Source organism: Prevotella melaninogenica, from assembly GCF_003609775.1.
GTDB classification, from domain to species: domain Bacteria; phylum Bacteroidota; class Bacteroidia; order Bacteroidales; family Bacteroidaceae; genus Prevotella; species Prevotella melaninogenica_A.
In genome coordinates this window covers 377,547-392,290 of record NZ_AP018049.1, presented here as the reverse complement: position 1 = coordinate 392,290, position 14,744 = coordinate 377,547, and the positions used below count along the sequence as shown (strand labels likewise).

Annotated in this window: 12 protein-coding genes; 3 read left to right on the top strand and 9 right to left on the bottom strand. The window is 41.0% G+C overall.

Annotation, left to right across the window (positions count from 1 at the left end; translation table 11 throughout):
- Positions 1–406 precede the first annotated feature (406 nt).
- The 3 genes from PMEL_RS01450 (at position 407) to PMEL_RS01440 (ending at position 2,993) form a co-directional block, all read left to right on the top strand.
- A complete protein-coding gene (locus PMEL_RS01450; RefSeq protein ID WP_120173650.1) occupies positions 407–2,092 on the top strand; it encodes a hypothetical protein in 1,686 nt (561 codons plus the stop codon).
- A gap of 151 nt (positions 2,093–2,243) precedes the next feature.
- Entirely contained in the window at positions 2,244–2,447 is a 204-nt protein-coding gene (locus tag PMEL_RS01445; RefSeq protein ID WP_120173649.1) for a hypothetical protein, read from the top strand.
- 42 nt (positions 2,448–2,489) lie between these two features.
- On the top strand, positions 2,490–2,993 hold the full coding sequence (locus tag PMEL_RS01440; RefSeq protein WP_231999396.1) for a hypothetical protein: 504 nt from the start codon (positions 2,490–2,492) through the stop codon (positions 2,991–2,993).
- A gap of 273 nt (positions 2,994–3,266) precedes the next feature.
- Here the strand turns inward: PMEL_RS01440 and priA are convergent, their stop codons facing one another.
- From priA to PMEL_RS01395, 9 genes are all read right to left on the bottom strand, one after another.
- The gene (gene priA, locus PMEL_RS01435) at positions 3,267–5,573 is read right to left on the bottom strand and encodes a primosomal protein N' (protein WP_120174604.1); all 2,307 of its coding nucleotides are present in this window, start codon (positions 5,571–5,573) and stop codon (positions 3,267–3,269) included.
- 224 nt (positions 5,574–5,797) lie between these two features.
- Positions 5,798–6,427 (bottom strand): porin family protein, encoded by a 630-nt coding sequence (locus PMEL_RS01430; RefSeq protein WP_120173647.1) that lies wholly within the window; start codon positions 6,425–6,427, stop codon positions 5,798–5,800.
- Positions 6,428–7,238: 811 nt separating this feature from the next.
- Positions 7,239–8,282 carry a gliding motility protein GldN gene (gldN, locus tag PMEL_RS01425; RefSeq protein WP_120173646.1) on the bottom strand — a complete coding sequence of 348 codons (1,044 nt, stop codon included), beginning with the start codon at positions 8,280–8,282 and terminating at the stop codon, positions 7,239–7,241.
- 118 nt (positions 8,283–8,400) lie between these two features.
- On the bottom strand, positions 8,401–9,990 hold the full coding sequence (gldM, locus tag PMEL_RS01420) for a gliding motility protein GldM (protein ID WP_120173645.1): 1,590 nt from the start codon (positions 9,988–9,990) through the stop codon (positions 8,401–8,403).
- A 64-nt stretch (positions 9,991–10,054) separates the two neighbouring features.
- On the bottom strand, positions 10,055–10,852 hold the full coding sequence (gene gldL / locus PMEL_RS01415) for a gliding motility protein GldL (protein WP_120173644.1): 798 nt from the start codon (positions 10,850–10,852) through the stop codon (positions 10,055–10,057).
- Complete coding sequence (locus PMEL_RS01410) at positions 10,853–12,334, bottom strand: SUMF1/EgtB/PvdO family nonheme iron enzyme (RefSeq protein ID WP_120173643.1); 1,482 nt, start codon at positions 12,332–12,334, stop codon at positions 10,853–10,855.
- Positions 12,335–12,343: 9 nt separating this feature from the next.
- Complete coding sequence (locus PMEL_RS01405; protein ID WP_120174603.1) at positions 12,344–13,282, bottom strand: type IX secretion system membrane protein PorP/SprF; 939 nt, start codon at positions 13,280–13,282, stop codon at positions 12,344–12,346.
- Positions 13,283–13,871: 589 nt separating this feature from the next.
- Positions 13,872–14,093 (bottom strand): DUF2795 domain-containing protein, encoded by a 222-nt coding sequence (locus tag PMEL_RS01400; protein WP_004337463.1) that lies wholly within the window; start codon positions 14,091–14,093, stop codon positions 13,872–13,874.
- Positions 14,094–14,146: 53 nt separating this feature from the next.
- A complete protein-coding gene (locus PMEL_RS01395; protein WP_120173642.1) occupies positions 14,147–14,713 on the bottom strand; it encodes a cob(I)yrinic acid a,c-diamide adenosyltransferase in 567 nt (188 codons plus the stop codon).
- Positions 14,714–14,744: the final 31 nt, after the last annotated feature.

Below are 14,744 nucleotides of genomic sequence, written 5' to 3'. Positions count from 1 at the left end.
AAGGGCATCTTTTGCAAGTCAATTGGGCGTCTTTTAGAAGCCAAAAGAGCATATATAGGGTTTAAGCCTTATAAAAATTATTTACAAACATCAGTAATATGAGAATGCCTTATTTGTAGAAGACAGATAGATATGGTATCAATTTGCATTTTATCTTTTAGTTTTCCTCGTTTTTAAGATTATCTAATTAGAAATAATAATACCATGCAAATCTATAAGCCTTTATTCTATTCACAATCTATACATTTAACGGAAGAGCCTTATTACTACCCTTTTTGCTTCCTAAGCAACGATGCACATTTTAACTAAAAGTGAGAAAAAACAAGTGAAAATTTGGAAGTTTAGAACAATATTCATAACTTTGCAACCAAATTCTATAAGTTTTATATACACTTACAAATCAAAAATGAAGTATCAGAAGACTGTCCTTGCAGCTGCTTTGCTCGCAATGGCAACAACAACACAAGCCGGAGGTTTGCTTACAAACACCAATCAGAACATCGCATTTAACCGTAACTTCGCACGTGTAGGCGCAATTGGTATTGACGGTGTTTACTTTAACCCTGCTGGTGTAGCTTTCCTTGACCAAGGTTTTCATCTCTCTCTTAACTTCCAAAACATATATCAGACACGTGAGATAACATCTACTTTCAGTGTTCCTGCATTCGCTAATACTCCTTATGAGTATCCTTTCAAGCTGAATGGTGGTAATACTACAGATGGCAGTAAGTTCTATCAAGGTAAGGCTTCTGTGCCTATCCTCCCATCTTTCCAGGTGGCATATAATAAAGACAAATGGAGTTTCCAAGCTGGTTTTGGTTTGACTGGTGGCGGTGGTAAGGCTGCTTTCAACGACGGTCTTCCTACATTTGAACGTCCAGTATCACTCCTCCCTGCACTTATCAATCAGCAGTTGCCTACCTTTGCGGCACTTCTCGGACAGCAGGAGACGCCTGCTACCAGCTATAGCCTTCAAAGCTACATGAGCGGTCAGCAGTATAACTTCGGTCTCCAACTCGGTGTTGCTTATAAGATTAACGAGAATCTCTCTGTATTTGGTGGTGCTCGTTTCAATTATATCTATAACAAATACGAAGGTAGTATCACCAATATTTCTGCAAATGTAGGTGGAAATAACCAGAATCTATACGACTACTTCGATTCAAAGGTTAAGGCTTTGAACGAAAAGGCAAGCGCATTGCAGGCACAGGCTGTCGCTGCACAAACTCAGGCGGCAGCATATCAGGCACAAGCAGATAAAGCTACCGACCCTACTGCAAAGGCTCAGTTGCAAGCAGCAGCAGCCCAATATGCAGCTGGCGCACAGAAGGCTACTGCAGGTGCAAAGCTCATTCGTGCAGGTGCAGACAAGTTGGACAGTAGCAAAGAAAATGTAAAAGACCGCTATTTAGAGGTTTCTCAGCGCGGATGGGGTATCACTCCAATCCTCGGTATTGACTACCGTACAGGCAAGTGGAACTTTGCTGCACGCTATGAGTTTACCACAAAGTTCAATATTGAGAACAACACAAAGCGTGATGACACCAAAAAGTATGAGAATGGCGTGAACACTCCAAACGATATCCCTGGTATTCTTGCACTTGGTACACAATATGAAGTACTGAAGAACCTCCGTGTTATGGCAGGATATAACCACTATTTCGATAAGGATGCACGCATGGACAATGACAAGCAGCGCTTCCTTAAGCATAACACACAGGAGTTCCTTGCTGGTGTTGAGTGGGATATCAACCCATCAGTGACAGTCAGTGCAGGTGGTCAGCGTACGCTCTACGGTCTTGGCGATGGCAAATACTTGACCGACCTTAGCTTCGTAACAAGCAGTTATAGCTTCGGTTTCGGTGCAAAGATTAAGGTTGCAAAGAATGCTCACCTCAATGTTGCTTATTTCTTTACCAACTATTCAAACTTCAAAAAGGAGTACACTGGTGCTATCGAAGTGGGTAAGGATGAGGTAACACAGCCAGATGGTTCTGTAACAATGCAGCCTAAGACCCTCGCAACTAAGAACACCGATATCTTTACTCGTACCAATAAGGTACTCGGTGTTGGACTTGATATTGATTTCTAAGCCACTAATAAATCTACCGTTTTCCACAACTAATACCACTAAGAGGCAGTCAGAGTGATTCTGGCTGCCTCTACACTTTTATAAAATCATCACTAATTACTTGTCGTTTTCAACTAATATTTATATATTTGCAGCAGAAAGGAATAAGTTTATGGGAACAACAATATCAACACTTGCCTCAAGGATTGCTTGTAAACAGGCATACCAAGAGAAAAAGAAATTAGAAAGCTTGCAAAGGATTGCAAGATACTTATCTGCCGAAGAGAGAGAGGTTCTCTTCAGTGGGAATGGTTTTGTACGTGTACCAAAAGAGGAAGCCGAGAGAATGAAGATTGATGCTTACCTCAACACTTAAATATCTACAAAAATGAGCCTGAGTTATTATCCTTACAGATTTGTGAAGAAAATAGATGAGCCTTGGGATGGACCTCAAGGCTTTTTACTTTATAAACTTTTGTATTCGTTTAAGTCTAATAAAAGTCATCAGACTTATTGGGTGTGGGTAGAGGTCTATTCACAACATTTTTATGCCGTCAAGTTCCATCTAAAAGCACATAGAGATAGTGACAAGAAATATAATATCCTGACGGGACTCAACGAGCCCAGAGAATGTATACAGACTTGCATGGCCATTATGAAAGAGGTTGCTGGGAAAGACGATAAAGCTTCTTTCGGTTTTATTGGTGCTAACTCTATTGGAGAGTCTGAACTTGAAACAAAAAGATTCCGAGTATACAGTAGGTATATGCAGACTTACTTTAACTCAGAAGAGTTTGAACATCATTATAACCTCATGAAGAGTGCGTATCTGATAATATGTAAACAGCAATTAAAAGATAATCCCAACCTCATCAATGACATCGTTGATGGCTTCAAAGAACTATACCCCTACTTTGACTAACATCCTCCTTAAGCCTATTAACACATGAAATAAAAGGTGCTTTTCATACCTGATCGTATTTGAAAGATATGCTGTAAAAGTCGTCAAACATCGCTTTAGAAAGCACTAATACAATTTCCAACCTACCCTAACAACCAACTCCATTCATTTATTTTCATGAACAAAAGGAATTATTTTCATGAAAAGAAATATTTATTTTCACGATAAAAAATATTTTTCTTCATGAAAATAATTTGGGAAACAAGACTTTAGAAAAGAGATAAGTAACTAAAACTATAGCGGATCAACGTCATAATACACTTGAAGAGCACCATATCTCTTATCCTTCAACATGGCATCTAAGGCTCCACGAAGATACTGGCGAACACGTGGATAGTCAATTCCATTCTCCAACTTAAGCATTATTTTTCTGATACTTAACGTCTTCACACGAGCTACTGCTGGTTTATCTGGACCGAGTACGCGCTCACCAAAGATTTCACGGAGTCTACTACCCAACTCTAAACCTGCTGAGTTCACTGTATTCTCATCCCTATGTTTCAAATAGACATAGACAAGTCGATAAAATGGGGGATAATGGAAGTCACGTCTCTCTATCAGCAAGTCGGAATAAAACGACTGATAATCATTTCGCACTACCTGCTGAATAACCGGCAACTCTGGGCTCTTTGTCTGAAGAATTACCAACCCCTGCCTTCCTTTTCTTCCTGCTCGTCCACTCACCTGACTCATCATCATAAACGCTTGCTCGTATGCACGGAAGTCAGGATAATTCAACATTGAGTCTGCATTGAGGATTCCCACGACCGAAACCTTATCAAAGTCGAGCCCCTTTGAAATCATCTGCGTACCTATCAGAAGATTGCTCTTCCCCGTAGAAAAGTCATTAATCAAACGTTCATAAGCATTACGTGTGCGGGTTGTATCAAGGTCCATTCGCGCAATACGAGCCTCAGGGAATATATAACGGATTTCATCTTCTACCTTCTCTGTTCCATACCCTCGCCCACGGATATCCTCACTTTCACAACAAGGGCATACATCTGGCACCTTCATCGTATAGCCGCAGTAGTGGCAAGAAAGGTAGTTCATATTCTTATGGTGCGTTAATGACACATCACAGTCTGGACACTTTGGAACCCATCCGCACTGTCTACACTCCACCATCGGCGCAAAGCCACGCCGATTCTGAAACAATATTGCTTGTTCGCCACGCCCCAATGCCTCACGAACAGCAGAGAGAAGACGTGGAGAGAAGGCTCCAGTCATCATCTTTCTACGATAAAGATCCTTGATATCTACAATTTCTATTTCAGGAAGTTGGATATCTTTATAACGGCGTGTCAACTCAACAAGACCATACTTGCCTTGCTTAGCATTGTAATAGCTTTCCATTGAAGGCGTAGCCGTTCCCAAAAGTGTCTTTGCATCAGGATACATCTGTGCCAACACAATCGCAGCTGAGCGAGCATGATAACGAGGAGCAGGGTCTTGCTGCTTAAAACTCTGCTCATGTTCTTCATCTATAATAACCAGACCTAATCGATGAAATGGGAGAAAAATAGCACTTCTTGCACCTAAAATTACATCGTATGGCGAATCAGACAACTGCTTATGCCATATCTCCACACGCTCAGCATCACTGTATTTACTGTGATATATTCCGAGTCTATCACCAAACACGGCTTTTAAGCGTTCTGTAATCTGAACCGTTAGTGCTATCTCGGGTAACAGATACAACACCTGCTTATGTTCATTAAGTGCTTTCTGAATAAGATGAATATATATTTCCGTCTTTCCAGAAGAGGTCACTCCATGCAGTAGTGTCACTCTATGCGCCATCATCTGCAAGAGAATCTGATTGTAAGCCTCCGCCTGTGCCTCGTTCAGAGGTTTTATATTCTCTGGATGTGGTGGGTTTCCACGATTCAACCTACCGACTTCCTTCTCGTATGTAACAAGGATTTTCCTATCTTGTAAAGCACGAATAACGCCAACAGAGGCATGGGTAACGTTCATCAACTCCTCTCTGGTCACCTCTCGCAGTACTGTTTCTGATGTAATTTCCACCATTTCATCGACACCAGCCAATTGTAAATAAGCCATAAGAACTTCCACTTGTTTCGTTGCACGCTTCATGGAATCTATCATAAGTGTGAGTGTACGTTCATGGCGTAGGTTATCAGCTAATCGGATATAAAGTTCTGTTCGAGGACGATAACCATACTCCTCTTTCAGTCCCGATGGTAGTGCTGCTTTATAAACATCACCAATAGGCGACATATAGTAATCAGATATCCAATGCCAAAGCTTCAGTTGTTGTGGGAGAAGTACAGGAGTGTTATCCAATACATCTATGATATTCTTATAGATAATCTTTTTCCCTTCTGCTGTAACATTCTCCGATGGATTCGGTATATTTACAGGATATTCCGCAATAATGCCCACGTAAGTCTTACTCTTTCCCAAAGGGACAGACACACGTACACCAGCTGTTACCCGAGATATCAAAGTATCGGGCACACCATACGTGAAATAGCCTTCAAGAGGAAGGGGTAAAATAATATTAGCGTAAGTCATTATAAATTGTTTGTTACCTATCAGCCACTGCAAACTGTACAATAAACCAGACATTGGTTTGAATACAAAGTTACAAAGAAAGATGCAAATACACAAAGATGGAACGAATCATTAATACCCTCCTATCACAGAAACAGACTTAACGTAACGTTTTATCACATAAAAAAACCCATTTCACTCTCGATGAAATGGGACGTTTTTATATGTTACTTAATATTTTGTACTTAAAAGAAATAAGCTAAACCTAACTGCCATGAACTGTTACGACTACCCTTCTTTTCGAAAACAGACGTTGCAGCATCTGTTGCTGTTTTCCAAGTTGCATCACCTGTTTTACCACAAGCAATGTTATAGTTAGCACTTACCTGCAAATGTTTGAAGGCCGTTACACCAAAGCCAAGATTGACACTAAAGTTACTATTCTTCAAAGAATAAGTACTCTTCATATTCCACTGATATTCCTTTTCGCCTATATTAAAAGCAATTTGAGGACCACCAAAGACAAAGACACTTGCCAAACTACCTAAGCCAATAGAATAGCGAACATTCACTGGTATCGCAAGTTCTTGCTGCTTTACCGTCTGCGTCATAGTAGCATAATCAAGCTTTGCCGAACGATAGTCATAGAGAACAGAAGCATCCATGCCTAAACCTACTACTGGTAAGGTAAATTTTACTGTAGGACCAATGAACCAACCAACCTGATTAGATTTGTCAAACACGTCACTATTAAAGCGAAAATCACTCACATTCAATCCAGCCTTTACACCGAACTTTAATGGTTCATCTGCATAGGCAGGAGCTGAAATAAGGAATGATAGGGCTAATAAAGCCAATGAAACAATTTTCTTCATAACCGTAAGTGTTAATGATAAAAGAACTGAAACCACTTCCTACATTATGAACACAAAAGGTCCACATGAATGAAAGTTGACTCAAAATAGGAATACTATTCGAGTGTCTCTATACATTAACCACATCCGTAAGGCAATTATTGCCCAATTAAAATTAATTAAGGTTGGTTCTATAAAATTCCTTTAATGAAATTTTATCTATCTTTCATTAAAGGAAGATTCCATCGTGGAATCTATAAAACCATCCTTAAGAAAATTTAGATTCTCCCAGAATATGAAGTGATAAAGTAAACCTATTACATAATACTTCACATGAAAAGCAGAAGCAACAAAGCTAAAAGCAATACACAGAAGTACCTCCGTGCGCTACATCTCTTTAACCCAAAAGGCAAGGAAATATATTGACAAAATATTTTAAAAAAGGATAGGAAAACAGCTTAAAAGTTAATTATTTTAGCGTCTGTGTAAGTGATTTGTTATCAAATAGTTGCAAAGTACGATTTCAAAAGATGCTTAACAAGGCTTCAAAAGGGCGTTACTAAGAGCTCAAAAGGGCATCTTTTGCAAGCCAAGTGGGCGTTATTTGCAAGCCGTTTGGTGGTCTTTACAAAATCAATATATGAAAAATTAGGACAAAAGAAGAGTTCCGCAATTTTGAGTGATAAGGTTTGCTTTTTGCATTTAGACTTTTAAGAAAAAAAACACAGAGCAACTCCAAGTTTCTTACTACAAACTTAGAGTTGCTCTGTGTGCCTTATATATGTAATAGCTTTAGACTACCACACAAAATTACTGAAGACTCAAAAAAATATTAATGACGCTCGCGGCGAACGGTAACACGTGCAGGAGATACTCCTCCACCGCCACTATTAGATGGGCGACGTGAGCGACTAACTGTGCTTGATGGAGTACTTGCGCGACGAGTACGTCCTACCTTTCTTGGTGCCTTCTCAGCTTCTTTAGCAGCAGAGATGCTATCCAAACTATCTCGACGAGCTGGATCGCCATAGATTGTCTTCTCAAAAGCAACCAACTCACGCTCAATCTTCTTCTGCTCTGCAGCCATTGCAGAATCTGTAGGACAGTATTGTGCGAGAGTCTTACCTAACATATTCGTTGTCTTATAAATCTTTCCCTTATAGAGATTCATCGTGAAATAATCGTCAACACTCATCGTTGCAGCATTGTTTAGATTGCTGGTCATGATTGTTTGCTTAGCAAGGAAAGGAGCCAAATCATCATAACGAACCCAGAAAAGAGGGTATTTCACTTCACCATCTCCGAAATCATCTTCACGATACATAATCGGACAGAGGGCTACAACCTTACGATGGAAGGTTGCTGTTCCCTGATCATAATAGGCACTCTCTTTAAGATAGTAGCCTTTCACCTCCCCTGAAGGGATATCACTATTGTCAAGGCGGATACCATGGTCAGTACGTTCGTAGAATATGTGATAGTTATCAAGGAACTGCAAAGGCTTAATACGAGCTGAATCAGTAAAAATCTCATTGCCATCCATACGGTAGTTATACGCAGCAATACCACCTCGATTAGGACCACTCATCATCAACTTGAAGATGTACGTAAAGAGATTCATCTGTGAACCTACAGGCTCTGTAGGATAGTACAAACCCGCATTAGCATCCTCGGTAAGTTTGAGTTCACGATAGATATCACGTCGCCAAACAACATCTTCCTCCAAAGGAGCAGTTGTTGGGAAGGATATCTGCGCACGTGTAGTAATCGAATTAGCAGGCGACTGGCGCTGTTGTTGGTTACGACGTGCAGCAGGCTGTGCACTTACAGTAAGTGCCAAGCAGGCTGTGCAGACTATGAGAAATATCTTTTTCATTATTGTTTTGTTTGTTCTTTTCTAAAAGAGATACTGTGATATCGTGTTTTATGAGTTGAAATAGTATCAATACGATCTATCAACTTGTCAACCTGTAAACTTGTCTACTCGTCAACTATCACCTTACAATTACCTCCATATTTCTTCCATTAAGCGTTCGGGTTGTACCATCAGGTCCATGAACGACAACATTAGTGATGTAGAATCGCTTGTTGCGGCTTAACTCACGGAACTGTTCCCTTTGTTGTGGAGAAAACGAAGCACCATTACTTGCCAGCGGCACAGCGTTACCCATATTATCAAAGAAGACAACACGGAAGCTTGTTACGTTGAAAGGAATATCAAGCAGACCGTCATCAATAGCAGCTTGAATGCCCGATGCAGACATAAGGGCAGCCTTAGAAAGTGTTCCACTCTTAAATCTATCAGCACCCATAGCGATATATGGCGATGGATCTGGCAATTTTCTCACACGGAACTGATACTCTCCAATCTTACGACCCTTTGCAGATACAGAGATAGTTACAGGCTGACCGACCGCCGAAGGACGTGCGATAAAATGACCACCACCCCTTGAAACAAGTGAACCACCAGACATAGTAGCCTGTACGTCGCTCTGAGAAGTGTTAGGAATACTAATCGTGATTGGGTTATCAAAGCCTGCATAGAGTACATTCATCAAGTCTGCAGCAATAGTAGCCATTCCATCGAAAGGTGGAACCTTCTGCATTCCTTGTGGACTGATATACTCTTTTGGCTGTGGACCACCCGTAACCCAATAGTCTTGCGAGAAGTTTCTACGCAAAACATTACCCGACAAGTCCTTGATTAGAATGTATCCACTCAAATTATGTTTACCTGGAGCACCAGCCTTAACGGTTATCTGATTGCCCTTAATAAGCTGTCCATTTACAAAGACCTGTGGCTGCTGTGTAGAATCAACAGCACCCATAAACATCTGTGCCGTCATTGTCTCACCCGGATAAAGGCGTGTCTGACTTGGCACAACGAATGCCTGCAACTTGTTAACACGTAAGTCTTTCAGACCAACATTAGCCACCAAAGTATGCAACACTTCACCTTCTGCATAGCGAACATCGCTCTGCAACTTCGAGAGAAGCGTTACCGCTGCAGCAACAGGCATATTCTCGAACATATACTCTTCCCAGTTCTTACCCATTGAATGATTAGGAACCTCTGTAGAAAGGTTACTTGCAATAAGTTTCTTCTGTCGAGGGTCTGTTACAAACTGCAGAATACGTGCTCGATAATTATTGATAGCCTCGTAAAGTTTATGTCCTTGCCCATTAGCTGGGTTCAACATAATATAGCTGGCAGCCTCAATATTATCCTTTCCTTCGATATTCAAAGGGTCACCCTTCTCACCATCAGCCTCACGAACGATGGCTACTTTCAGCGATTGTGCATAGTTATAGAGAGAATCACTCATCTCTCTGACCGTCGATGCCATCACAAACCACTGTTTCACCTTCTGTGGGTTCTTACGCATCATTTGGTCAAGTTCGCCAAAAATAGCTTCATTTTCCTTGGATGAATTTCCCGTTGTGCGGTTCAAGCTCTCTTCAACAACAGAGAAGCCATTGAGTACCTCTGTGGAGATATTCAATGCCAACATTGCCATGAGGACGATATACATAAGGTTAATCATCTTCTGGCGAGGGGAAATCTTTCTCTTCTTAATAGCCATTAATTCTATTATTTGTAGTGGGAAGACCACTGAGAACAGACGCCTTCCCTACCATATTTCATCATTACAAGCTTTCTGGAGCAGACTGCTGAGGAGCTGCACCCGGTGCTGCCACACGCATATTAACAGTCATTGCCTCAATCATTCGAGCGTAGATACTATTGAGTTGCTCAATCTGCTGTGCCATCTTACGAGTCTGGTCATTGATCTGATCAATGGTACCAATCTGCTGGCTGGCACTCTTAAGTTGCATCTCATAAACCTTAGCAATACCTGTGAGAGTACGATTAAGATTCTCCATCTCTTCGCTATCACGTGTCAGACGCTGACTCTGGTCGTTCACCTTACCTAACATCTCTGTCAGATTCTGTAAAGCAGCAACATAGTTTGTCTGTGCTTCTACCATCTCAGGCGTCTGCTGTTGCGCATCAGCGATAGCCTTACTCTGCTGACCAACAACGGCTGCAGCAATATCATTAGCTGAAGGCATAGCCTGCTGAACACTCTGTGCAATATTCTCCGCAGCAGCATATTGTGGCTGTTGAGCAGCAGCTGGACGTTCTACTGCATTCTCTTTGTCCTCAAGATACTCCTCTGTAACATGTGTTGGGAGTTCGCGACCGTCATCTGTCTTATCAAACGGACGGTCGAACGCAGAGAGGAAGAACACGATAACCTCAGTACCCATACCGAAGTAAAGCATAATATTAGCTCCCGGCAAGTGGGTCAACTTAAACAAAGCTCCAAGAATTACAACCGAAGCTCCCCAACTATAACCATAGTTTAGGAACGTTTGTCCAGGAACACTATCCATCCACTTCTGCAGATGGTAAATGATATTGTATTTACTGTACTGTGTCATTTATCTTCTCTTTTTCTTACTGCTTTTCTTATTCTCTTTTGCTGCCTCACTTGATGAACTTGCAAGACTGCGAACACAACGGAAACCGATGTAACTACGTGGTTGGTTCTGATACTCCCAAGTACGCCAAGCACTACGGATATAACTTTCTGGGTCTTTCCAGCTACCACCACGAACACTCTTTTTCTTCAAGCGATAAGGGTCTTCCTTGGCTGCTTTATAGTCCAACTGTGGGTTGAGGTCATTCATCGCATCAACACCTGCCTCTGTATAAATGGTACTTGTCCACTCGGCAACATTACCTGCCATATCGTACAACCCATTAGAGTTTGCACCATAGATTCCTACCTTACTTGTAATCAAGTTACCGTCTTTCGTATAGTTTCCACGGTCTGGCTTAAAGTTAGCAAAGAAACAACCATTACCACTCTTAACGTTTTGATTATCCCAAGGGAACTCGTCCTGATTCTTTCCGCGAGCAGCATACTCCCACTCAGCCTCAGTCGGTAGGCGATAACGCTGTACGTAGCGTGCCTCTTTTCCTAAGCCTTTAAGTAGATAGTCCGTACGCCAAGCACAGAAGGCATTAGCCTGTTCCCATGTTACACCTACTACAGGATAGTTGTTATAAGTTGGATTACTAAAGTAATTACGGAGATAAATCTCGTTATCTGAATTACGGAAGTCATTCACCCAACAAGTCGTATCTGGATAGATATTGACAATATAAGTATTGAGGAAGTCCCAAGGACCCGTCAATGGGCGATTGATTGTCTCGTTATGAATAACGCCGTTTTCATCGACATAAGCTGTATCCTTTGATATCATCACAACCTCATTAGGGTCAACAGTGATATCAGTATTCAAATTACGCTCTTGTGGATTCAAACGGTTGCGACGCAGAGCAGCTGATGTATAATCGTAAATCTCAAAACGATAGTTCAACTGTCTACCATCAATGCTCTTCTCACCTGTTACAGGATTGGTTACATAAAGGCTCTCAAAAGCACGCTGTTCATCCTCATTAGGCTTACGAGGCAGACGCTTGTTCCAGTCCAGACGAGGGGTAATAGGATCACCGTTCTTGTCTTCTGTGATCATATAGCTTTCATCACCACCGTATGCAGGATCAGCCAAACGGGTACGAATAATAGAATCACGAACCCACTCAACAAACTGCTTGTACTCGGAATTGGTCACCTCTGTTTCATCCATCCAGAAACCATCAACAGAGATGTCCTTTACAGGAGTCTTCTTACCCCATAGGGAGTCCTGCTTTTCCAAACCCATTCTCAACCAGCCACGCTTGACAAGTGTCATGCCGTAAGGGGCTGGCTCGCGGAAGGTACGCCCTCCACCAACGCCAGTGACCTCTCCGCCACGACCTGACGAAGCGGTTGACTTACCAGCGAAACAGCCTGTCAATGTTCCCAAGACGAGTGCACCAAGACAAATGGCAACTATACTTTTCTTCATTTTCATTATATCTTTCTATAGAAATCTTACGCTTTTATGTTTGTTCCTGCCTTTCTTCTGCAGGTTTATATCGGTTTGATAGCTAACGAATAGCCCATGACTACCATTCTTGAAAGCCGTCGTACCCGTGTACATCTCATAGCTATAACCCAAATTAATTCCGTGGAATGTTCCACCAATCATGGCTGTAACAGAGTTTGTTGGACTATAAGAAACGCCTCCGTAAAGTACTTTTTTCTCGTGTGTATAGACCAGTCGGGCAGTGATATCAGCCCGATAGTTCACACCATCATAACGTGCCAGAACAAAAGTCGGTATAGTAAGAAACGGATTTCGCAATTTAATATTGTATCCACCCGTCAAATAATATGTACGATTTATCTGTAACTCATTGGTCTCACCCAAATCTACTAAGGGAGCATTGAGATGCTGAACGGATACTCCAACATACCAATCCTTGTGCGTATAATAGAGTCCTGCACCTAAATCAAGTCCGTGTCCATTAACTTCTCCTTGTGCTAAAGCTGGATCACTACCCTCCTCTGGGTCTAACTTAGAGCCATCCAACTTTTCAAAAAGCATACCCACCTGAACACCTGCAGAAAGCATTCCGCCCCAAAGGTCCTTACGAAAGGCATATTGTCCTGCAACACGCTGATGAACAAAGGCTCCTAACTTATCATTCAGAATAGAAACTCCCACTCCATGATATTGCTTCATGAAATAAACTGGCATATCTGCTCCTACATAGAAAGTATTCGGATTGTGTTCATAGCCAGCAAAGTCGAGGGCGTATGCACCCACAACATTCAGCTTATTGTCCTTTCCAACCGTAGCAGGATTGAACGATGGCTCCATCGCCCAATAGTGACTATAAGACGGATCGTACTGTGCCTTGACAGAGTTCCCTATCAGACAAGTGAGTGAAAATATGAGTATTAAACGTTTAAACACGTTTCTATAACGTATGCCTGGTTGAATTATTGCTTTCTTACGTATAAATATTAAAAAGCGCATGGATATATAGAAAGAAAACTCTCTGATAAGAAAGAGCAAACACATATCTGTCTTTCTACATCCTACTTGCCAAAAGAAGACATATACACATAAGTGGTAGTTGTAAATAAATTTCGCATACTGCATTTTTAAAGATGCTCTTTTAGCTTTGAAAAGACGCCCAATTGGCTTGCAAAAGATGCCCTTTTCAGACCTTACTAACGCCCTTTTGAAGTCCAATTAAGCACCTCTTACAAACCAATCTTATAACTTCTTGACTTCATGGCAGTTACAAAAGAGCCGGAAATAGCTGTTTTTCAACAAGGAGCCAACGATAAAGCCCATAATTTTGTCATAAATTTTCCAAGCAAGCTATTATGTATTTCCCATCTATACAGAATTAAAATCTAAGATTTTAAAGGCTACATACACCTTATTATAAATACTATCAACTGATCGTATATATGTTTAGTGCGGCCTAATGACCGATTTGAGTTTAAGACAAAAAAGAGATTGTATCTTTATGATACAACCTCTTTTCTATTCTTTAATATTCGTCTTCATTCCACAAGAAATCGTCCTTTGAAGGATAGTCAGGCCAAATATCCTCGATACTATCATAGACATCCCCTTCATCTTCAATCTCCTGAAGATTCTCAAGAACCTCAAGTGGTGCACCTGATCGCATTGCATAGTCAATCAGCTCATCTTTTGTTGCAGGCCATGGAGCATCCTCCAGCTTAGAGGCCAATTCAAGTGTCCAATACATATTCTTATTTTTTTACATGATTCTTAGTGCGTGCAAAAGTAACATTTATTTTCTTATCTGCAAGTATTTTTCCATGTTTTTTCACTTGTGCCACTATCTTTATTCAAATAACGTGACAAAATGAAGAAATAATCTGATAATCTGTTGACAAAGATAAGGATTTTAGGTGAAACTGTTGCCACATGGGATAAAGCAACGATACGACGCTCAGCACGACGACAAATCGTACGGCAAACATGACTTTGAGCTGCCGGAATGATACCCCCTGGCAAAACAAAATGGTGCTGCACAGGGAGTTGGGAAGATAGTTCATCGATATTTACTTCAAGCTTTCTAATTAAGTTTTGAGTACTAATAAGGTCTTCTGCCTTTCTTTCAGCACCGGCAAGCTCGCCTCCAATTACAAACAGTTCTTCTTGAATTTCAACTAACAACTCTATGAGTTTAGTAACAAAACCTTTAGAGGAGTCTACTTCTAACAATGAGATAAGCAACCCTATATTTGCATTCAGTTCGTCTAATGTTCCGTATGCTTCTACTCGCATATCATCTTTTGATAAGCGACTGCCATCACATAAGGATGTCGTACCATTATCACCTGCTTTTGTATATATTTTCATAATAGTATTACATTTATAAAGTTTAAGTCTT